Genomic DNA, 20,338 nt, shown 5'->3' with positions numbered 1-20,338 from the left:
GGGAAAAAGACGGCGTCGTGTTCAGAACTCGTCGTCGGGCGTCGGAACCCCTTCGTCGGGGTCGTCCAACTCCTCGAAGGTCTCCCGGAGTTCGCGGATGCGGTCGCGGATGTCCGCCGCGAGTTCGAATTCGAGGTTGTCGGCGGCCTCCTGCATCCGGCCTTCGAGGCGTTCGATGAGTTCTTCGGCCTCGTCGGCGGAGTCGGCTTCGACCCCGGAGACGCCGCCGGTGTCGGTCTTCGACCCCGGAAGGTTCGTCTCGCCGACTTCCTTCTCGATGGTTTTCGGTTCGTGGCCGTGGTCCGCGTTGAACTGCTGTTGAATCTCCCGGCGGCGGCGGGTCTCCTCGATTGCGGACTCCATGGCACCTGTCGTCTCGTCAGCATAGAGGACGACCCGGCCATCGACGTTCCGGGCGGCCCGGCCCATCGTCTGGACCAGCGTCGTCTCCGACCGCAGGAACCCCTCCTGGTCGGCGTCGAGGATGGCGACGAGGCTCACCTCGGGGATGTCGAGTCCTTCCCGAAGGAGGTTGATGCCGACCAGCACCTGAATCTCGCCGAGTCGCAGCGACCGGACGAGTTCGTGGCGTTCGAGCGTGTCCGTCTCGTCGTGCATGTACGCCACGTCGACGCCGGCGCCTTCGAGGTACTCGGTGAGGTCCTCGGCCATCCGCTTGGTCAGCGTCGTCACAAGCACGCGCTCGTCGTCGCCCGTCGCCTCGATGCGCTCCATCAGGTCCTCGATTTGCCCCTCGGCCGGCTGGACCTCGATTTCGGGGTCGACGAGGTACGTGGGCCGGACGATTTGCTCGACGACCTGGTCGCTTTCTTCGCGTTCGTACTCGCCGGGCGTCGCCGAGACGTACAGCGTCCGGTCGGTCTTCTCTTCGAACTCCTCGAAGGTCAGCGGGCGGTTGTCGTAGGCCGTCGGCAACCGAAAGCCGTTCTCGACCAGCGAATCCTTCCGGGATTTGTCGCCCTCGTACTGGCCTTTGATTTGCGGCAGCGTGACGTGGGACTCGTCGACGACGGTGAGGAAGTCGTCGGGGAAGTAATCCAGGAGGGTGTAGGGCGGTTCCCCCGACTCGCGGTCCGACATGTGCACCGAGTAGTTCTCGATGCCCGAGCAGTAGCCCGTCTCTTGAAGCATCTCGATGTCGAAGGTGGTGCGCTCCTCGATGCGCTGGGCGGCGACCAAATCGCCCTGCCGCTCGAAGTACGAGACGCGTTTCTCCTTCAGTTCCTCTATCTCGTCGATGGCTTCCTGAAGACGCTCCTCGGGAATGGAGTAGTGTTCCGCCGGGTGGACGAGTCCCGCCGGCTCCTCGGAGACCACCTCGCCGTTCAGCGTATCGACTTTCATCAGACGGTCGATTTCGTCGCCCCAGAACTCCACCCGGAGGGCGTACCGTCCGTACATCGGGAACACCTCGACGGTGTCGCCACGAACCCGGAAGGTGCCCTGCTGGAAGTCAACGTCGTTGCGCTCGTAGTTCAAATCGACCAGTTTCTTCAACAGCGTCTCGCGGCCGATTTCCTCGCCGCGTTCGAGTCGGAGCGCCATCGACTCGTAGTTGTTCGGGTCACCGAGGCCGTAGATGGCCGACACCGAAGCGACGACGATGACGTCGTCGCGGGTCAAAAGCGACCGCGTCGCGGAGTGCCGCAGGCGCTCGATTTCCTCGTTTATCGACATGTCCTTGTCGATGTAGGTGTCGGTCTGTTCGACGTAGGCCTCCGGCTGGTAGTAGTCGTAATAGGAGACGAAGTACTCGACGGCGTTGTCCGGGAAGAGGTTGCGGAACTCCTCGTACAGTTGGGCCGCCAGCGTCTTGTTGTGGGCGAGGACGAGCGTCGGTTGCTGGAGTTCCTCGACCACCCACGAGACGGTGTTGGTCTTTCCCGACCCGGTGACGCCCAAAAGCGTCTGTTTCTCGGCGCCGGACTCGTAGCCGTCGACGAGTTCGCGGATGGCCTCGGGTTGGTCGCCCGCCGGGTCGAACGGGGCCTCGACCTCGAACCGTCGGGCGGCGTCGGGACGGTCTGGCTGCAGCGGGCCGGTGTCGCTCATTACCGAGTGGTGGGCGTCGGGACACTTGAGACGAACGCTCGCGGCGACGGGCCGAGTCGCTTCGTGGGCGTTAACCCCTCCGACGACCAACGCCGCCCATGAGCGTTCGCGCGGAGTTCGACGACTGGGCCGCCGACGGCCGCGACAAGGGGATGGAGAAACGCCACTGGCACACCGCCAAGCACGTACTCGGACGGATGCCAATCGAGACGGGCGACACCGTCCTCGATTTGGGGTGTGGCAGCGGCTACGCCGCCCGCGCAATGTGTGAGGCCAAAGACGCCGGCCGGGCCTACGGACTCGACGGCGCCCCCGAGATGGTCCGAAACGCGCGCAGTTACACCGACGACGACAACGTCGGCTACGTCGTCGGGGACTTCCAGTCGCTGCCCTTCGCCGACGAGAGTATCGACCACGCCTTCTCGATGGAGGCGTTCTACTACGCACCTGACCCCGTCGGCGCACTCGAAGAACTGCGCCGCGTTCTCCGGCCCGGCGGGACGTTCTACTGTGCGGTGAACTACTTCGAGGAGAGCGAACACACCCACGCCTGGCAGGACAATATCGCCATCGAGATGACGCTGTGGGACTACGACCAGTACCGGGAGGCGTTCCGGGAAGCCGGCTTCCACGTCGCCGAACAGGACACCATCCCCGACAGAGAAACCGAGATTCCGCCCGCAAGCGAGTTCCCGACCGACGACTGGGAAACTCGGGAGGCGATGGTCGAACGCTACCGCGAATACGGGACGCTGCTGACCGTCGGCGTCGCTCCGTGACGGGTCAGTAACTCCGGGGCAGTCCCAGCACGTGCTCGCCGAGGTAGTTCAACGCGAGTTGCTGGGTGATGGGAACGAGCCGCGTCAGCCGTGCCTCCCGGAAGTACCGCTCGACATCGTACTCGCAGGCGACGCCGAAGCCACCGTGGGTCTGGACCGCGGCGTCGGCGGCGTCGAAGGCCGCCTCGGCGGCGAGGTACTTCGCGACGTTGGCCTCGGCGCCGGCGGCCTTCCGTGGGAGGCCGTCGAGGCGGTCGGCGGCGTCGTAGATGACCTTCTTCGCCGCCAACAGGTCTGCGTAGGCGGCCGCAAGCGGATGCTGGATAGCCTGATTGGCGCCGATTGGCCCGCCGAACACCTCCCGCTCGCCGGCGTACTCGATACCTCGTTCGAGTGCGACCTCGCCCAATCCGAGACACTCCGCGGCGATGACGAGGCGCTCCTCGTTGAGGCCGTCGAGCATCTGGTAGAACCCCTCGCCTTCCTCGCCGACGAGGTTCTCTGCGGGTACTCGGACCCCGTCGAACCACAGCTGGTAGGAGCCGACCGCCCGACTCGCGGTCTTGGGAATCGACTCGATTTCGAGGCCGTCGCCGTAGGCGTCTTCGAGGTCGAGTAGGAACATCGAGATGCCCTCGGTTCGTTTGTCGACCGCCTCTCGGGGCGTCGTCCGCGCCATCAGGAGGAGGTAATCGCTGGCCGCCACGCGGGAAATCCAGATTTTCGCCCCGTCGACGACGTACGCCTCACCCTCCTTCCGCGCCCGGGTCTCCATCGCCGTCGAGTCCGACCCGGCGTTGGGTTCCGTCAGGCCAAACGCCTGAATCCGAACGTCTCCCGAAGCGACCTTCGGCAGCAGGTCGGCTTTCAGCGACTCGTCGGCGTATTTCACAAGCGGCACCGAGTTGTACACGCCGCCGTGAATCGACTGAGCGGCGGCGAACCCGCCGCCGCTGGCCGCGATTTCCTCCATCATGACGACCGCCTCGGCCGTCGACATTCCCGCGCCGCCGTCGGCTTCGGGAATCAGGATTCCGAGCCAGCCCTCCTCGGCCAGCGTGTCGACGAACTCGTGGGGGTACTCGCCCGTCCGGTCCTTCTCGCGCCAGTAGGCGTCGTCGAAGTCCTCGCATATCTCCCGGATGTTCCGCCGAACCAGCCGCTGTGTCTCGGTGAGGTCGACGGAATCCCGCCAGTCGTGTGGCATAGAATGACGTGGTAGGCGACGGGCAAAAAGACGCGGCTCGGGGAACCTCTCAGCCCCCGTAGCGTTCGCCGGCGGCGATGGCGATTTCCAGCCAGTTCTCCTCGGGCGGCAACGGGCACTCGTAGGCCTCGCTGTAGGCACAGAAGGGGCTGTACGCGAGGTTGAAATCCAGCGGAACCGTATCACCGTCTTCGAGTTCGCCCTCCGCGTGCAGTTCCATGTACCGCCCGGCCGGGTAGGTCTGCTGACCGGTCGTCTTGTCGCGGAACGGAACGAAAAGCGAGTTGCCCTCGTGGTCGACGCGCTGGTAGGCGACGAGGGTGTGTTCGTCGACATCGCCGCTGGCGTCTGGCACCTCGAAGTGGAGGCGAGCGGCCCGTTCGTACAGTTGCTCGCCCTCGGCGGTCGTCTCCATCGCCACCGTCTCGTCGCTGTCGACCAACTCGACGGTCGCCTCGACGCGGTAGGCGGGGTCGGGGTCGAAGTACGCGAGGCCGTCGAAGTTCTCGCGCTCCTCGGGCGGGAGCGGCGACTGCCGCGAAGTGGCGAACTGCTCGTCCTTTTCGGCGCGGTAGGACTGTAACTCCTCGCGCCACGCCTCGGTGTCGAACTCCATACCCGAATCTCGGGAGTCGGACGGATAAGCCGCCCGGCACCGAGACGCTACCGTCGCTACCCGCCGCTGGCGAAGCGGTCCAGCAGTCGGACCCGGAGGCCGTTGGCGAGAAGCGCCGCAAGCGCCCCCTCGACGGCGTGAATCGGCACCGCGAGGACGAACAGCGCAATCGCGCGGAAGCCGTACTGGGCGGCGAACACCGAATCGAAGCCGAAGCCGAGCCGCCACGAGGCGTACGACCCGTAGGCGAACAGCACGACACAGGCCGCCGCGCCGCCGAGGGCGCCCGCCAACAGCCCGTTCGACATCGCGTTGCCGTAGCGGTCGGTCAGCCCGCCGGCGACGAGACCCGCCAGCAGGCCGCCGAGATACACCTCCCGACCGATTTCCAGCCGAAGCAACCCCGGCAGGAGGACGGCCAACAGCGTGGCGGCTCCGAGCAGCGTCGGCCGCCAGTTCACGTCGAAGGCGGGTCGAAGCGAGCGTTCGCGGGCCATCGGTCCGAGGTTGGTTCCCGATGGGAGATAAACCCACGGCCGCCCCGTTCGACACGTCTTTAGGCGAAGACGCGTCACTCCTCGGTGTGTCCCACGACGCCGAGGAGTCGAGCGGGAGCGACGACGGAAACGGGGCGAGCGCCGCCGCGGGAGGCGCCGACGGCCCCGATTGGCGGCCCATCTTCGGCCACGACGAGCCCTACGACGACCAAGTCGACGGCATCGAGACGGCCGTCGAGACGGCCCGCGAGGGCGGGTTTCTCGCTTTGGAGGGCGCCTGCGGCACCGGCAAGACGATGCTGGCGTTGACCGCCGGCATCCACCTCGTCCGCGATCCCGACTCGACGTACGAACGCGTCTTCGTCCTCACGAGCGTCAAACAGCAACTCCGGCAGTTCGAGGAGGACCTCCGAACCATCAACGGAAACCTGCCGGACGACTGGCACCCGATTTCGGCCATGACGCTCGTCGGGAAAGCGGACGTGTGTCCGTACAACCTCGCGGGCGCCGGCGGCATCGACGAGACGAACGTCTACGAACGGTGTGAGGGCCTCCGGGAGCGCACTCGTGGACTGACCGACGAGACGACCGCCGACTCGCTGGCCGCACAGGCACGGAGTCAACAGGTCGGGCTGGGCGACTCCGGAAACGGCGCCTCGTATCTGGAGGCGGCCGGCGAACCGACGCCCTACCCCCAAGAGATGCCCGAGGCCGGCGACAGCGGCGTCGAGTACTGTCCCTTCTACGCACAGTATTTGGCAGACCTCCCGGAGGACGGCGACCCCGTCGAGGCCGTCCCCTTCGACCCCACGGGGTTGGGCCTCATCGAGAGCGAGGACCTCGTGGAGTTGTCGGCCGGCCACGGAGCCTGCCCGCATTCGGTGATGGGCGCGCTGTTGCCCCACGTCGAGGTGCTGGTCGGCAACTACTACCACGCCTTCGACCCGACGACCGTCGAGTCGTTCACCGGCACGTTGATAGACGACGAGACGTTCGTCGTCTGCGACGAGGCCCACATGCTCGAACCGCGAGTCCGGGATTTGGTCGGCGACGGCGTCTCCGGGCGGTCGCTCCGGAGCGCCGAGAGCGAACTGTCTCGCGTCATCGAACCACTGGCGGCGATGGAGGAGGCCGGTGGCGGCACGGAAACGCGCTACGGCGGCGACGCCAAACAGCAAGCCGCCACGGTCCGGGACGAACTGAACGAGACCGACGTGACGCTGGGGGAGTTACGCGACACCAAGCGGTTTCTCGTCGCGCTTCAGGAGGAACTCGACCAACGGGTCACCGAGCACCTCGACGCCGAACGGCCGGACTGGCGGCGGAACCTCCCCGAATTGCGCGACGACGAAATACCGCTCAGGGACCCCGAACAGCCCGGCACGGACGAACTGACGCGATGGGCCGAACGCAACGGCTTCGACGCGAAGGTATGGACCCGCGCCGAGTCGGTGTGTGCCGTCGCCGGCCACATTCTCGATACGGTCGAAGAGGAGGACAAACGCCGCGCCGCACCCCCGGTCGGACGGACGCTCGGAACGTGGTATCGGGCCGACCACACCGACTTCTTCCGGGAAATCGAACTCGAACGGACGTGGGATGACACCCACCCCGCCGAGTCGTGGCGGCGGGCCTACACCGCCCGCTTTTCGCTACACAACTGTCTCCCCTCGGGTGCCATCGGCGAACAACTCGGCGAGTTCGGCGGCGGCATCCTGATGAGCGCGACGCTGGAGCCACTGGAGGCCTTCGCCGAGGTGACCGGCCTCCGACATCTTGAAGAGGAGGAGGACCGACCCGTCGTCGAGCGAACGTACGGACTGGAGTTCCCCGAGGAGAACCGGGGGTCCTACGCCGTCGCCGCGCCGAAATTCACCTACTCGAACCGCGGCGACCCCGACGAAGAGACCGACACCCGGCGCGCCCACGCACGGGCGATTCGGCAGGTCGCCGACTCGCCGGGGAACGTCCTCGTCGGGATGCCCTCCTACCGTGAGGCCGAGTGGGCCGCCTCCGTCCTCTCGGACCACGACAAGGAGGTGCTCGTCGACGAGGCGACCGACGACGTGGCGACCGAGCAACTGAAACGCGAGTTCTTCGAGGGCGACCCGAAGGTACTCGTAACGAGTCTGCGCGGAACGCTCACCGAAGGCGTCGACTACCGCGGCGACCGCCTGTCGGCAGCCATCGTCTGTGGCGTCCCCATCATCAACACCGCAAGTCCGCGAACGCGGGCGGTCCGGACCGCCTACGACCGCGCCTTCGGCGACGGCTTCAAATACGCCCTGGCGGTGCCCGCGGTCCGAAAGGCCAGACAGGCCGTCGGCCGCGTCATTCGCGGCCCCGAGGAACGCGGCGTTCGGGTGTTCTGTGACGAACGCTACGCTCGCGATTCCTGGGACAGCGTCCGCGGGTTGCTCGGCGAGGCCGACCGCGAGGAGTTCGGCGCCGTCAGCACCGACATGTTCGACTTCGCATTAGAGCGGTTCTGGTCGGCCTGATTACAGTATCCACGCGTCCTCGGGGTCGAACCCGACGGTCAGTTCGTCGGCCTCGGGCGGGACATCGAGTGCGACGACGACTCGCGTCCCCTCCCAGTCGAGGTGGACCCGCGTCGTCTCCCCAAGGAACTCACTGTCGACGACGGTGCCGGTGAGGCGGTTCCGTCCGGCGTCGACCTCGAAGGCAGCGGGTCGGACACAGAACGTCAGACGTTCGTCGGACGCGTTTTCCACCCGAGAGAGGACGAAATCGCACCCCTGCACCCGAACGGTCAACCCCTCCGTTTCACCTGCAGTTGTCGAGTTACCACGGGTCGTGTCAACCACCCGCGCGTCGAAGACGTTGTTCTCGCCGAGGAACTCCGCGACGAACCGCGAGGCCGGCCGGCGGTACAGTTCCTGTGGCCGGCCGACCTGTTCGACCCGGCCATCCGAGAGCACCGCCACGCGGTCGGAGACGGCGAGCGCCTCGGCTTGGTCGTGGGTGACGTAGACGGTCGTGACCCCGAGTTCCTGTTGAATCTCGCGAACGTCACGGCGGAGCCGCTCCCGGAGGCGGGCGTCGAGTGCGCTCATCGGCTCGTCGAGCAACAGGAGTTCCGGGCCGGGCGCGAGTGCCCGGGCAAGGGCGACGCGCTGCTGTTGGCCGCCGGAGAGTTCAGTCGGGTCGCGGTCCCCGAATCCCTCGAGTCCGACCAACTCCAGCAGGTCGGCGATTCGCTGCTCGGTCGTGACGCCGCCCGGCGGCTCGGCGAATCGGAGTCCGTAGCCGACGTTCTCGGCGACGGTCATGTGTGGAAACAGCGCGTAACTCTGGAAGACGAGGCCGACGCCGCGGGCCTCCGGCGGCACGCCAGCCATCGACTCGCCGTCGAAGCGAACCGAACCTCCGGTCGGTTCCTCGAAGCCCCCAAGCAGTCGCAGGGTCGTCGTCTTCCCACACCCGGAGGGGCCGACCAGCGTGAAGAACTCGCCGTCGGCGACCGACAGCGACACGTCCGCCAGTGCCGTCGTCGGGCCGTAGCGCTTACTCACACCGTCGAGGTCGACCCTCACGGCCACCACCTCGTCGCGCCGCCATCCCGTGCCATCACTCGATTCCTCCGTACGCCCCGAGACGCTCGATGACCACGAAACTGACGCTCGTGACGACCAAGAGTACCGATCCCATCGCGGTGGCGGGGCCGAGCGTCCTGTCGGAGAGATACCGCTGGACGGCGACGGGCATCGTGTAGGCGTCGCCGCCCTCGACGAGGACGACCGTGGAGTTGAACTCGCCGATGGAGATGGCGAAGGCGAAGGCGGCGCCGGCGGCGACGGCCGGCGTGACGAGCGGAAGTTCGATGTCGAGGAGCGCCCGGGTCCGGGAGGCACCGAGCGCGCGAGCCGATTCGACCAGTCTGTCGTCCATCGACGACAGCGCGGGCGTGACCGTCCGAACGACGAAGGGGTAGGCACCGACGGCGTGGGCGGCGACGATGGCGACGGCGCCGGTCACCTGCAGTTGGAGGCCGAACACCTCGACGCCGAAGACGACCGTCTGGAGCAATCCGAGTCCGACGACGACCCCCGAGACGGCGAACGGCAGCATCGCGAACGTCCCGACGACGCGGGCGGTGAGCGTGTCACGGGCGGTCGCCAGCGCAACGACGACGCCCATCGGCACTGCGAGGACGAGCGTCCCGACGGCGAAGGCCAGCGAGTTGCGGATGGCCACGTCCGGTTGGGTGCCGACGACGGCGTCCCGACGGTCGAGCAGGAACTCGTAGTACTGCAGGGTGAACCCCCCGCTTGCGTCGAGGACGCTCGCCAGCAGCATCGAGACGATGGGACCGACGAAGACGATGGCAATCACGACCCCGTAGCCGGCGATGGCGAGGCGTGCGAGGTCGAGGCGTGCGAACAGTCGCTGGCGGGACCGGGCAGTGACCCCGCGAGTAGCCGCTTGGGCGCGCTCGTAGTGGAGATACGCGTACGTCAATCCGAGCGTAATGGCGGCTTCGAGGACGGCCAACGCCGCGGCCTCCTCCAGTTGAAGCCGGGAGATGCGGTCGTAGAGGAACACCTCGACGGTCGCCAACTGGAACCCGCCCAACGCCAGCACGATGGGAAACGACATGAACGTGAAGATGAACACGAGCAGCGTGCTCGTGAGGACGGCGGGGGCGAGTTGCGGGACGACGACGTCGAGGAACGCCCGCCGTGGGGAGGCACCGAGGCTTCGGGCCGTCTCGACCATCCGGGTGTCGACGCCCTCCCAGGCCGCCGCGACGACCCGGACCACGAGCGGCGCGTTGTAGAAGGCGTGAGCCAGCAGGATGATTTCCAGCGTGAACATGAGTTCGACCGTCGGGAGGCCGACCGCGGCGAGCGCGCGGTTGAGCGGACCGTTGCTGCCGAACATCGCCGCGAACCCAGCGGCGACCATGATGGAGGGCAGGACGAACGGAACGAGCGTCAACGACCGGACCGTCCGGCGGCCGAGGAAGTCGTAGTTCGCGAGTACGTACGCCCCCGGCAGGCCGATTGCGAGACTCAAGAGCGTCGAGAGGACGGCCTGATACGCCGTGAATCCGAACCGACCGAAACTCGCCTCGCCGGCGAGCACCACACGGAGAAGGTCGGCTGGCGACTCGCCAGCGAACACGCCGGCGAGGTCCCCGAAGTACAGCGAGTCGGTGAGAACGTCACGAATCGGTGCGAGCGTGAGGCGACCATCGGCGAACACCGCCTCCACGAGGACGCTCCCCACCGGGTAGTACAGCATGACGACCAACAGCGCGGCCGTCGCGAGACCGGCGACGAGAAACGGGGTGTCGACGCGCCGGCGGGAGCGAGCCATCTACTCGACGATTTGGCGGGCCCACTCGTCGACCCAGCCGTCGAGGTTGCCGGCGAGTTCGTCGTAGCCGAACGTGACCGGTTCCGGGGGGACGTGGGCGAGACTGGCGAACTCCTCGTCGAGTTCGGCGTCGTCGACGGCCGGGAACTGGACGTTCCGCTCGGCGATGACGCCCTGTACCTCCGGTTGGAGCATGAACTCCATGAAGTCGGTCGCGGCGTCGGCGTCCGGCGCGTCGGCGAACCGGGCCATCCCCTCGGGTTGGGCGTACCCCTGGTCGTTGAGGAAGCCGACCTGGTGTCTCGGCGTGTCGCCGTTGTACACCTGGTCGGTCGAGTAGGAGACGACCATGTCGGCGGCCTCGTTCGTGTAGGCGTTGTAGGCGTCGCTCCAGGACCCGAGAATCCGAACCTCGTTGTCCTCCAGTTGCTGCCAGTAATCGAGATAACCGTCAGCGCCGAACTCGTGGATGGTCCACAGGAGGAAGGCGAGACCGGGGTCGGACTCTTGGGCGTTCTGTGTGATGAGTTCCCCGCGGTTGGCCTCGTCGGTGAGGTCCTCGAAGGTCGTCGGTTCGACCTCGCGTTCGTCGTAGACGAGGCTGATGTAGCCCGTGTCGTAGGGAATCGTACGGCCGTCGGGGTCGAACCGGAGGTCATCGATGACGCGGTCGGAGCGTTCGAGGTCGCCGGCGAGGGAGTCGAACAGCGGTTCGTCGAGTTCCTCGTCGATACGGATGAGTTCGTCGACGTTGAGACCGACGAAGAGGTCAGCGTCGATGTCGGCGCCCTCCTGTGCCCGGCGGATGTACTGGTTGATGCCGGAACTCGGGACGGTGAACTCGATTTCGGCGTCATGGTCGGCCTCGAAGTTCTCCTTCAACCACGGGCCGATGGAGTCCTCGCTGTCGACGAATGACTCGTAGGTAGCGACGGTGACGACGCCGTCGCCCTCGTTTCCGCCGGTGTAGCCGACACAGCCGGCCGTCGCCGCGACGGCGGTTCCCGCACCCGCGATGAACGTGCGTCGTCTCATTACCGAGTGGTACCCCTCCGTGTACTTAAAAAGCGCGTTCGACGGACGGCGAGGGGGGTCGGGAAACGGTTTTGCCAACCGGCGCGCAATCGAAGGTCGTGTCGTCTCTCCGTCGCCGCCGATACGTTCTCGCTGGGTTGCTCGTCGCGGTCGGACTGCTAGCGGCGGCGATACTCTGGGAGGTCGTCGAGGTCGTCTTCTTCGCCATCACCGTCGCCTACGTCCTCCATCCACTCCGGCAGCGACTCGTCAATCGTGGCATCTCTCGACGAATCGCCAGCGGCCTCGTGACCACCTTCGCGTTCGTCGTCGTGGTCGTGCTTCTATCACCAATCGCGTGGACGCTGTTTCGCCGGCGCAACACGATATTCGAGGTGCTCCGGGACCTCCCGCCGGAGATTCCGATAAAGGCCTTCGGTTTCATGACGACGCTCGATACCGCCGAGTTGGTCAGTACTGCGACCACGATTATTCGAGGTATTGCCAGTTCACTCGCCTTTTCATCGGTGTTCCTCCTGCTCGAACTCGGGATGTTCACCATCCTGCTGTACGGGCTTCTTTTGCGGCCGAACGCCGTCGGGCGGGCGGCCTTCGAGATTACGCCACCGCAGTACCACGACGTTCTCCGGGCACTCAACGACCGGGTCTCCGGGACGCTGTATGCGCTGTACGTCATTCAGGCAGCGACTGCCGTTGTTACGTTCCCCATCGCCCTCGTCGTCTTCTACCTCCTCGGCTACAGCGACGTTCTCCTCCTCTCGGTGCTCTCGGCTATCCTCCAGTTCGTCCCCATCGCCGGCCCCGGAATGTTAGCGGTCGGGCTCGCCGGCTACGACTTCGTTATCGGAATGCCCGACCGCGCTGTCGGAATCATCATCCTCGGTCCCTTGCTCATCGGCCTCGTTCCCGACCTGCTCGTCCGCCCGCGGTTAGCCTCGAGTCACGCACATCTCCCCGCGAGTCTCTACTTCGTCGGCTTCACCGGTGGCGTCCTCACCGTCGGCGTCATCGGCGTCATCGCCGGCCCACTGGCCGTCGCCGTTCTCGTCGAAGTGGTCGACCTCCTGAGCGATGGTGGGGCGCCCGCGGAGACCGACTAACTCTCCATCTCCCGTTCCATCTCCCGAAGCGCCTCGATGCGCTTTTCGGTTGGCGGGTGCGTCCGGGCGATTTTCCCGATGAACCCCTTGCTGATGGGAATGATGAAGAACGCGTTCATTTCGGCCTGTTCGCGGAGGTCCTCCTCGGGCACGCGGTCCATCCGGCCGGAAATCGTCATCAACGCCGAGGCCATCGCCGAGGGATTGCCCGTGATGGCGACCGCGCCACGGTCGGCGGAGTACTCACGATAGCGGCTGAGTGCACGGATGAGCAGGAACGAAATCACCCAGACGACGAGCGAGACGAGGATGGCGACGATAACGGGCGCCCCGTTTCGGTTCCGCCCGCCGAACAGCCACCCCCACCGGACGATGAGGAAGGCGATAGTCGAGAGGAACGACGCGATGGTCATCACCGCCACGTCGCGGTTCTTGATGTGGGCGAGTTCGTGGGCGATGACGCCCTCGAGTTCGTCGTCGTCGAGCGCCTCCAGTAGCCCGGTCGTCACGCAGACGACGCCGTGGGAGGGCGAGCGGCCGGTCGCGAAGGCGTTCGGCGTTCGGTTGTCGGCGACCGCTACGTCGGGTTTCGGGAGGTCGGCCTGCTGGGAGAGGCGGCCGACCTGTGCGTGTAATTGCGGATACTCCTCTTCGCTGACCGTTCGGGCCCCCATCGAGCGGAGCGCGAGTTTGTCGCTGAAGAAGTACTGCGCCAGCGAGAACGCCCCGAGCAGAATCGCTGGAATCAGCAGATTCCCGAAGTACAGCGTCAACACGCCGACGAAGACGAGATAGAGGGCGAAGAGCAGGAACATGGTGAACCCCATCCGAACGCGGAGCCCCCAGTCGGTTTGCCACTGCATACGCCCACGTTGGTCCCGGAGGGCTAAAAGTCCGCGCGTCGGCGACGCCGTCGGGCCGCAGTGTCACTTAGGCTCAGTACACGGAGGCGTTGCCGTCCTTCCGCGGTTCGGTCGCCGCCGACAGCGTTCCGTCCTCGTTGCGGACGACCTGTGCGCCGCCGAACATGGTTGGCGGGAGCACTTCGAGGTCGTGGCCGCGGCGGAGCAGACCGTTCTGGACCGCAGTCGGCATTCGCGCCTCGACGGCCAGACGGCCGTCCTCTCGGTAGCGCCATCTCGGGGTGTCGAGTGCCCCCTGTAGCGTCTTGCCGTCGTCAAGCATGCCGACGAGCGTCTGGAGGTGCCCCTGCGGTTGCATGAACCCGCCCATGACGCCGAAGGCCGACCAGTCGTTGTCGCCGCGCTTCAGCAACCCCGGAATGAGCGTGTGGAACGGCTTCTTGTTCGGTTCCAGCCGATTCGGATGGTCGTCGGAAAGCGAAAAGGAGGCCCCGCGGTTCTGGAGGGCGATACCGGTGTCGCCGGCGACGAGACCGCTCCCGAACCCGGCGAAGCGGGAGTTGATGTAGGAGACGACGTTGCCCTCGCTGTCGCCGACACACAGCAGCACGGTGTCGGCGTCCTCGGCGTTGGAATCGGGGATGCCGAAGGAGACATCGGAGGCTTCCGCGCCGACGTTCGCGGCGCGTTTCTCCGCCCACGATTTCGATTCCAGCGGCGGAATCTCCTCGAAGTCGGGGTCGGTGATGTAGCGGTGGCCGTCGTGGAAGGCCAACTTCATCGCTTCGGCGAGGTAGTGAATTCGGGCGGCCGAGTCCGCCGGATGCTCCCGAGCGCCCAGTTCCTCGGCGATGTTGAGCGCCTCCAAGGCGATGAGGCCCTGATTGTTCGGCGGCAGTTCGTACACTTCCGCGTCGCCGTAGGTGGTCGAGACTGGGTCGGGGTACTCGACCTCGAAGTCGGCGAGGTCCTCGACGGTCATGAAGCCGCCCTCGCGTTGGACTTCCTCGGCGATGGCCTCGGCGATGTACCCCTCGTACACCACGTCGGCGCCCGCTTCGGCGATGGCCCGCATCGACTCGCCGAGGTTTTCGAGCCGGACCGTCTCGCCCGGATTCGGCGCGCGCTCACCGTCGACGAGGAATGCCTCCCGTGCGTGGTCGGACTCGAACAGTTCCTCCCCGTGTTCCCACGCGCTGGCGATGACCTCGGTGACGGGGTACCCCTCGGTGGCGTACTCGATGGCCGGTTCCAGCGCATCGGCGAGCGTGAGGCGGCCGAACTCCTCGACGGTGGCCTCCCAGCCGCGGGCGGTACCGGGGACCGTCACGGCGTGCGCGCCGGTTTCGGGCATCGTCGCGTTCTCGAGAGCGACTCCCTCTTCGTCGGCGACGGCTTCCCGGACCTTCTCGCGGGTCGCACCCGCGGGGGCGCCGCCGCAGGCGCGCATCGCGCCGACCTCGCCGTCGGCACTTCGGTACAGCATGAACACGTCGCCGCCCAACCCCGTCGAGGTGGGTTCGGTGACGTTCAGCGCCGCGGCCGTGGCGACGGCGGCGTCGAAGGCGTTGCCCCCCACCTGTAGCGTCCGGAGGCCGGCTTCCGCTGCCAGCGGTTGGCTCGTCGCGACGGCGCCGTTCGGCCCGTACATCGTCGAGCGACGGGAGCCGAACCCGTCGACTGTTGGATTGTCCATATCGGGGGTGTGGGCGGCGAGAATATAGATGCGATGTCTCCCCGTTGCCGACCAAACACGCCGAAACCCACGGTATTTAGGCGGTGAGGCTCCAGAGACACCCACAAGGAGTCCGGACGCTTTCGCGGGCTACCGAGGAACCACCAAAATGGAGTCAGATACCCCGGTTTCGAACGTCGTTCTCGTGACGGTGGATTCGCTGCGAGCCGACGCCATTGGCCCGTACGACGACGAACGACACACGCCGGTTTTGGACTCGATGGCCGACCGCGGAACGGTGTTCGAAAACGCCTTCGCGACCGGCAACTGGACGCCGTTTTCGTTCCCGTCGATACTGTCGTCCAGACCCGTCTTCGCGGATACGGGCGACATCGGCGTCGAGCCGGCGAGCTCGCTTTCGGCCGTGCTCTCGGAAGCCGGCGTCTCCACCGCCGGCTTCAACGCCGCCAACGGCTTTCTCACCGCCCACTGGAACTACGATTCCGGGTTCGACGAGTTCGATGCCTTCGTCGCCGACATCGGTAGCAGCATCTACAGCCAGTATCTGGCGAGTCATCCGACGGTGGAAGCGTGGCTCCAACTGGCGAGTTCGCCATTCCGCCGGGCCGCCTCCTGGCTCCGCGGCGGCAGCGACGACAAGCCCTTCCTCAACACCTCCCGGATGGCCGACGTCGAGGGCGGCGCCGAGTCGTTCATCGAGCGGACGGAGTCGCCGTTCTTCCTGTGGGTGCACTACATGGACACCCACACGCCCTACGTGCCCGCACCGCGGTACATCCGGGAAGTCTCCGGCGACACCGTCGGCACCCACCGGATGCTGCTCGCCCACGCACAGACCGGGCTCGGACGCGAGGTCAGCGACCGAACCCTCGAGAGCCTTCGCATGCTGTATCAGGGCGCGACCCGGCAAGTCGACGCCAGCATCGGCCGACTGCTGGAGGCACTCGACACCGCCGGCGTCGCCGACGAGACGGCGTTCGTCGTCGCCGGCGACCACGGCGAGGAGTTCCAAGAACACGGCCACCTTGCGCACTACCCGAAACTGTACGACGAGTTGATTCGGGTCCCGCTGCTCGTCGACGTTCCGGGGGCGGAACCCCGCCGCGTCGAACGGCAGGTCGCCCTCGATGCGATTCCGCCGACGATTGCGGACCTCCTCGGCGCCGAGGCGCCCTCGGCGTGGACCGGCGAGACGCTCGTTCCGACCATCGCCTCGGGCGTCGACCCCGCCGACGAGCCGGTCGTCTCCGTGACCGTCCGCGGTGAGGAGGTGACCGACCAGCCGATTCCTCGTGGACTCGACGACGGCGACCTCCTGGTGAGCGTCCGCGACGAGGAGTGGACCTACATCGAGAACGTCGATGCCGGCGGGACCGAACTGTATCACAGGCCATCGGACCCGACACAACAGGAGGACCTCTCGGCTGAACCGACCGAGGAACAGCAATCCGTCATCGAGCGGTTCGAGCCGATTGCGTCGGCCCACGCCGCGACGCTTCGAGGCACAGAGGCCGAACGGCCGGAAGAGGTCGACGAGGACCTCCAGACACGGTTGGAGGCGCTCGGTTACCGCTAGATGGTTCGGGAGTTCCTCCGAAACCTCGTCGGCGGGCCGGCGGCGGCACAACTCCAGCGGTTCGTCGCCGTCGGGGCGACCGCGGCCGGCCTCCAGATGGTGTTGTTGTGGCTGTTCGTCGACTACGTCGGGTGGAACTATCTGGTGGGCGCGACGGTCGCCATCGAGACCACCATCATCTTCCAGTATATCCTGAACAACGCCTGGACGTTCCAGGCGAACCGGAATACCGGTCTCTCGGGATACCTATACGGCCTGCTGAAGACGAACCTCGTCCGCGGGTCGGCGATACCCATCCAACTCGGCGTGCTGTTCGCGCTGGTCGAGTGGGTGTCGGTGCAGTACCTGCTCGCGAACGCCGTCGCCATCGGCATCAGCGGCATCTACCGCTACGTCCTCGACACGAAGTGGACGTGGGGCGGCGACGTGCTCTAAAGGGCACAGAATCCCCGAGACGGTTCGATAACTCAAGCCGACGTTTGAGTCATCACAAAACCCACCCTGTGCTCTACCGGACAGTCGTGTATGGACCCCACACCGAATCGACGCGCCCTGCTCGTCGCCGCTGGTGCGACCGCGGCGACGCTCGCCGGCTGTACCGACGCCCTTCCCGGGGGTGACACCCGCGAACTGCCGGAGAGTTGTCCGACGAGTCAGGACCTCGACGTGGAGTGGCCACGTGAACTCGACAGCGAGACGGTGACATCGTTCCTCGAAGCGTACGAAGGCGTCTACTATCGCGACGAAGTCGTCGAGTACGAACCCGAATCCCGGGTCGACTCCTACGGGTTGTCCGTCGCCGTTTCGGAGACCCCCACCTCCGTCGACGGCGGCTACGAGGCCACGCTCTCCGGGAGTGGCGGGGTCTACCGGCCGACGCTCAACGTGGGCGCGAGGACGGCCGACGCGCCCGAAGGTGCCGACATCGTCCCCATCGACGAAGTCGACGACGAGACACTCCGCGAGGTGCTTCAGACGGCCGCCGAGTCGGGCGAGGCCGAAGACCACATCGAACCCCCGGGTGAGAAGGTCGACCGCCACATCGAGTTGGTTGCGTCGCTGTCTTCGGATTTCGAGCCGCCATCCGCACCCGGAGAGTCGGGGACGGCGTACTTCGACGTGGACGGCACGACGGTCGAACTCACTCTCCAAGCGAATCAGTTCCACGGCGACTACTGGTGGACGGCCCGATACTACGTCGACGAGAACGTCGTCTGGCGCGTCGAAATGTCGGGCGAGGAATCCCCCGACCCGAGAGCAGAGGGGAAACTGCTTGAGTGTCGGGGAGACGCCTAAACGGGACGTCCGCGTGCCGCGCCGCTTAAACGCCTCCGCCGATTACGACCGCCAATGAGTTCCGGTCCCCGCTCCGGTGAGTTCTGCCCGCGCTGTGGCGACGCCGTCGAGCGTCCGCCGGAAGCGGACCTCCCCGGGCCACACGGCGGCCACGCCGACCCCGATGCGGTGCTGTGTGACGACTGCTACTTCGAAGATTTCGAGTTGGTCGATGCCCCCGACCGCATCGAGGTTCGGGTATGTAGCCAGTGTGGTGCCCTCCACCGCGGGAAGCGCTGGGTCGACGTGGGCGCCCGCGACTACACCGACATCGCCGTCGAGGAGACGGCCGAACGGCTGTCGGTCCACGTCGACGCCGAGGAGGTCGACTGGGGAGTCGAACCCGAACAGGTCGACCAGAACACCATCCGGATGCACTGTCTGTTCACCGGCCGTATCCGCGAGACGCCGCTCTCGGAGGAAGTGACCGTCCCGGTCTACATCTCCCGGGAGACCTGCGACCGCTGTGGTCGCATCGCCGGCGACTACTACGCCGCCATCGTCCAGGTTCGGGGTACCGACCGCAACCCGACACCAGAGGAGAACGACCGTGCGAAGGAAATCGCCGAGGAGTACATCGCCGAACGGGAGGCGACGGGCGACCGCAACGCGTTCATCACCGAGACCAAGGAGACGAAAGACGGCCTGAATATGAAAATCTCCACCAACCAGATGGGCCAGGGTATCGCCCACCGCATCGTCCGGGAGTTGGGCGGGTCGGTCTCGGATGCGCCGACGCTCGTCACCGAGGACGGCGACGGCAACGAGGTGTACCGCGTCACCTTCGTCGCGCGCCTGCCGCCGTACACGCCAGGCGACGTCATCGACCTCGACGACGGCGATGGCCCCGTCGTCGTCACCAGCGCCCACGGGAACCTCAAGGGCAAGCGGGTGGAGACCGGCGAGCGCTACGAGGCCGACTTCAAGGAGGGCATCGCCCCCGACGCCCGGAAACTCGGGACCCGAGCGGACGCCGAACGGACGACCGTCGTCGCAATCGAAGACGAGCGTGCGGTGCAAGTGCTGGACCCCGAAACCTTCGAATCGAAGACCGTCCCACGGCCCGACTACATGAACGCCGACGCCGACGAGGTGCCGGTGTTGAAACACCGTGAGGGACTGCATGTCCTGCCCGACGGCGACGAGGAATGACCGGTGGCGGCGACGACAGCGACCTCGCCGCAGTCGTCGAGAAGTCGCGAACGCAGACGGCCATCGACGCGCTCCGCGAGGAGGGCGTTTACGACTCCGGTCGGAGCGTCGAACCCTATGGCGAGAGCCACATCGCCGTTCCCGTCATCAAACCGCCTCAGTCGACGGCTGTCACCGACGTTCGCTCCGTCGAGCTACCGCGTCGGGAGCGCGGCCTCGACGATTTGCTGGCCGACCGCGGCTTCTCGGCGGCCGAAATCGACGCCGCACCCGGTTCGTGGGCCGTCATCGGTAGCGTCGTCCTCGCCGATTTCGGCGACGTATCCGCCGAGGGGTCGCTGTCGACGGACCGACGCGAGGCCGTCGGCAAGGCACTACTCGACCTCCACGGCGAGGCCGACACGGTGCTCGCCCGCGGCGGCATCGACGGGACGCGCCGGGACCCCACCGCCGAGGTCGTCGCAGGGACCGGCGACACCGAAACCGTCCACGTCGAACACGGCACGAAGTACGCCGTGGACCTCTCGCGCGTCATGTTCTCGCCGGGGAACAAGGCCGAACGCGCCCGGATGGGCGAGGTCGTTGATTCGGGCGAACGGGTCTTCGACATGTTCGCCGGTATCGGCTACTTCGCGTTGCCGATGGCCCGCAGTGGCGCCGAGGTGACCGCCGCCGAAATCGACCCGGAGTCCTACCGCCTGCTCGTCGAGAACGTGATGTTGAACGGCGTCTCCGAGCGGTTTCGGGCCGTCTTGGGCGACTGCCGTGACGTGGAGACGACCGCCGACAGGGTCGTGATGGGCTACTACGAGACCGCTGAGTACCTCGATTCGGCGCTCGATGCCCTCGTTTCGGGTGGAACGCTCCATCTCCACGAAGCGACGCCCGAAAAGCGGTTTCCGGAGCGGCCGATCGAGCGATTGGAGGCCGCGGCGGACGGCCAGGCGGTCGACGTGCTCGACACACGCGTTGTGAAGAGCCACAGCGCCGGCGTCGTCCACGGCGTCGTCGACGCCCGCGTGGACTGACCGACCGTAGGGCGACCGGGGGTGCTATGTGGTTTGGA

Annotated in this window: 17 protein-coding genes; 8 read left to right on the top strand and 9 right to left on the bottom strand. The window is 66.5% G+C overall.

Going from position 1 to position 20,338, the window contains the following annotated elements:
- Positions 1–21: 21 nt before the first annotated feature.
- Positions 22–2,073: an excinuclease ABC subunit UvrB gene (gene uvrB / locus NMP98_RS12515; protein ID WP_254858054.1), complete on the bottom strand. Its 2,052-nt coding sequence runs from the start codon at positions 2,071–2,073 to the stop codon at positions 22–24.
- A gap of 98 nt (positions 2,074–2,171) precedes the next feature.
- On the opposite strand from uvrB, the gene NMP98_RS12510 reads away from it, so the two are divergent.
- Positions 2,172–2,852, top strand: a complete 681-nt coding sequence (locus tag NMP98_RS12510) for a class I SAM-dependent methyltransferase (protein ID WP_254858052.1) — start codon at positions 2,172–2,174, stop codon at positions 2,850–2,852.
- Positions 2,853–2,856: 4 nt separating this feature from the next.
- Here the strand turns inward: NMP98_RS12510 and NMP98_RS12505 are convergent, their stop codons facing one another.
- The 3 genes from NMP98_RS12505 to NMP98_RS12495 are packed head-to-tail and all read right to left on the bottom strand — an operon-like array spanning position 2,857 to position 5,172.
- A complete protein-coding gene (locus NMP98_RS12505; protein WP_254858051.1) occupies positions 2,857–4,059 on the bottom strand; it encodes an acyl-CoA dehydrogenase family protein in 1,203 nt (400 codons plus the stop codon).
- A gap of 49 nt (positions 4,060–4,108) precedes the next feature.
- Positions 4,109–4,675: a DUF1684 domain-containing protein gene (locus NMP98_RS12500; protein ID WP_254858050.1), complete on the bottom strand. Its 567-nt coding sequence runs from the start codon at positions 4,673–4,675 to the stop codon at positions 4,109–4,111.
- Between the two features lie 56 nt (positions 4,676–4,731).
- Entirely contained in the window at positions 4,732–5,172 is a 441-nt protein-coding gene (locus tag NMP98_RS12495; protein ID WP_254858048.1) for a hypothetical protein, read from the bottom strand.
- 20 nt (positions 5,173–5,192) lie between these two features.
- Here NMP98_RS12495 and NMP98_RS12490 point away from each other — a divergent pair, with 20 nt between their 5' ends.
- Positions 5,193–7,673, top strand: a complete 2,481-nt coding sequence (locus NMP98_RS12490; protein WP_254858046.1) for an ATP-dependent DNA helicase — start codon at positions 5,193–5,195, stop codon at positions 7,671–7,673.
- Here the strand turns inward: NMP98_RS12490 and NMP98_RS12485 are convergent, their stop codons facing one another.
- The 3 genes from NMP98_RS12485 to NMP98_RS12475 are packed head-to-tail and all read right to left on the bottom strand — an operon-like array spanning position 7,674 to position 11,550.
- Positions 7,674–8,729: an ABC transporter ATP-binding protein gene (locus NMP98_RS12485; RefSeq protein WP_326494477.1), complete on the bottom strand. Its 1,056-nt coding sequence runs from the start codon at positions 8,727–8,729 to the stop codon at positions 7,674–7,676.
- A 34-nt stretch (positions 8,730–8,763) separates the two neighbouring features.
- Entirely contained in the window at positions 8,764–10,515 is a 1,752-nt protein-coding gene (locus NMP98_RS12480) for an ABC transporter permease (protein WP_254858043.1), read from the bottom strand.
- Positions 10,516–11,550: a thiamine ABC transporter substrate-binding protein gene (locus NMP98_RS12475; RefSeq protein ID WP_254858041.1), complete on the bottom strand. Its 1,035-nt coding sequence runs from the start codon at positions 11,548–11,550 to the stop codon at positions 10,516–10,518.
- Between the two features lie 98 nt (positions 11,551–11,648).
- Here NMP98_RS12475 and NMP98_RS12470 point away from each other — a divergent pair, with 98 nt between their 5' ends.
- Positions 11,649–12,650, top strand: a complete 1,002-nt coding sequence (locus tag NMP98_RS12470) for an AI-2E family transporter (RefSeq protein ID WP_254858039.1) — start codon at positions 11,649–11,651, stop codon at positions 12,648–12,650.
- On the opposite strand, the gene htpX is transcribed toward NMP98_RS12470, so the two are convergent.
- Positions 12,647–13,513, bottom strand: coding sequence for a zinc metalloprotease HtpX (gene htpX, locus NMP98_RS12465; RefSeq protein WP_254858036.1), 867 nt, complete (start codon positions 13,511–13,513; stop codon positions 12,647–12,649). The genes NMP98_RS12470 and htpX overlap by 4 nt on opposite strands.
- Before the next feature lie 73 nt (positions 13,514–13,586).
- A complete protein-coding gene (gene ggt / locus NMP98_RS12460; RefSeq protein ID WP_254858035.1) occupies positions 13,587–15,209 on the bottom strand; it encodes a gamma-glutamyltransferase in 1,623 nt (540 codons plus the stop codon).
- A gap of 148 nt (positions 15,210–15,357) precedes the next feature.
- Between ggt and NMP98_RS12455 the strand changes: the two genes are divergently transcribed.
- The 5 genes from NMP98_RS12455 to NMP98_RS12435 all read left to right on the top strand — a co-directional run bounded on the left by NMP98_RS12455 (position 15,358) and on the right by NMP98_RS12435 (position 20,300).
- On the top strand, positions 15,358–16,785 hold the full coding sequence (locus tag NMP98_RS12455) for a sulfatase (protein ID WP_254858034.1): 1,428 nt from the start codon (positions 15,358–15,360) through the stop codon (positions 16,783–16,785).
- Positions 16,786–17,220, top strand: a complete 435-nt coding sequence (locus NMP98_RS12450) for a GtrA family protein (protein WP_254858033.1) — start codon at positions 16,786–16,788, stop codon at positions 17,218–17,220.
- A gap of 90 nt (positions 17,221–17,310) precedes the next feature.
- Positions 17,311–18,081, top strand: coding sequence for a hypothetical protein (locus NMP98_RS12445; protein ID WP_254858032.1), 771 nt, complete (start codon positions 17,311–17,313; stop codon positions 18,079–18,081).
- Between the two features lie 54 nt (positions 18,082–18,135).
- Complete coding sequence (locus NMP98_RS12440) at positions 18,136–19,272, top strand: 60S ribosomal export protein NMD3 (protein ID WP_254858031.1); 1,137 nt, start codon at positions 18,136–18,138, stop codon at positions 19,270–19,272.
- The gene (locus NMP98_RS12435) at positions 19,269–20,300 is read left to right on the top strand and encodes a class I SAM-dependent methyltransferase (protein ID WP_254858030.1); all 1,032 of its coding nucleotides are present in this window, start codon (positions 19,269–19,271) and stop codon (positions 20,298–20,300) included. The genes NMP98_RS12440 and NMP98_RS12435 overlap by 4 nt, the downstream gene beginning before the upstream one ends.
- Positions 20,301–20,338 lie beyond the last annotated feature (38 nt).

This window comes from Natronomonas gomsonensis (assembly GCF_024300825.1).
GTDB classification, from domain to species: domain Archaea; phylum Halobacteriota; class Halobacteria; order Halobacteriales; family Haloarculaceae; genus Natronomonas; species Natronomonas gomsonensis.
This window is presented reverse-complemented; position numbering and strand designations above follow the sequence as displayed.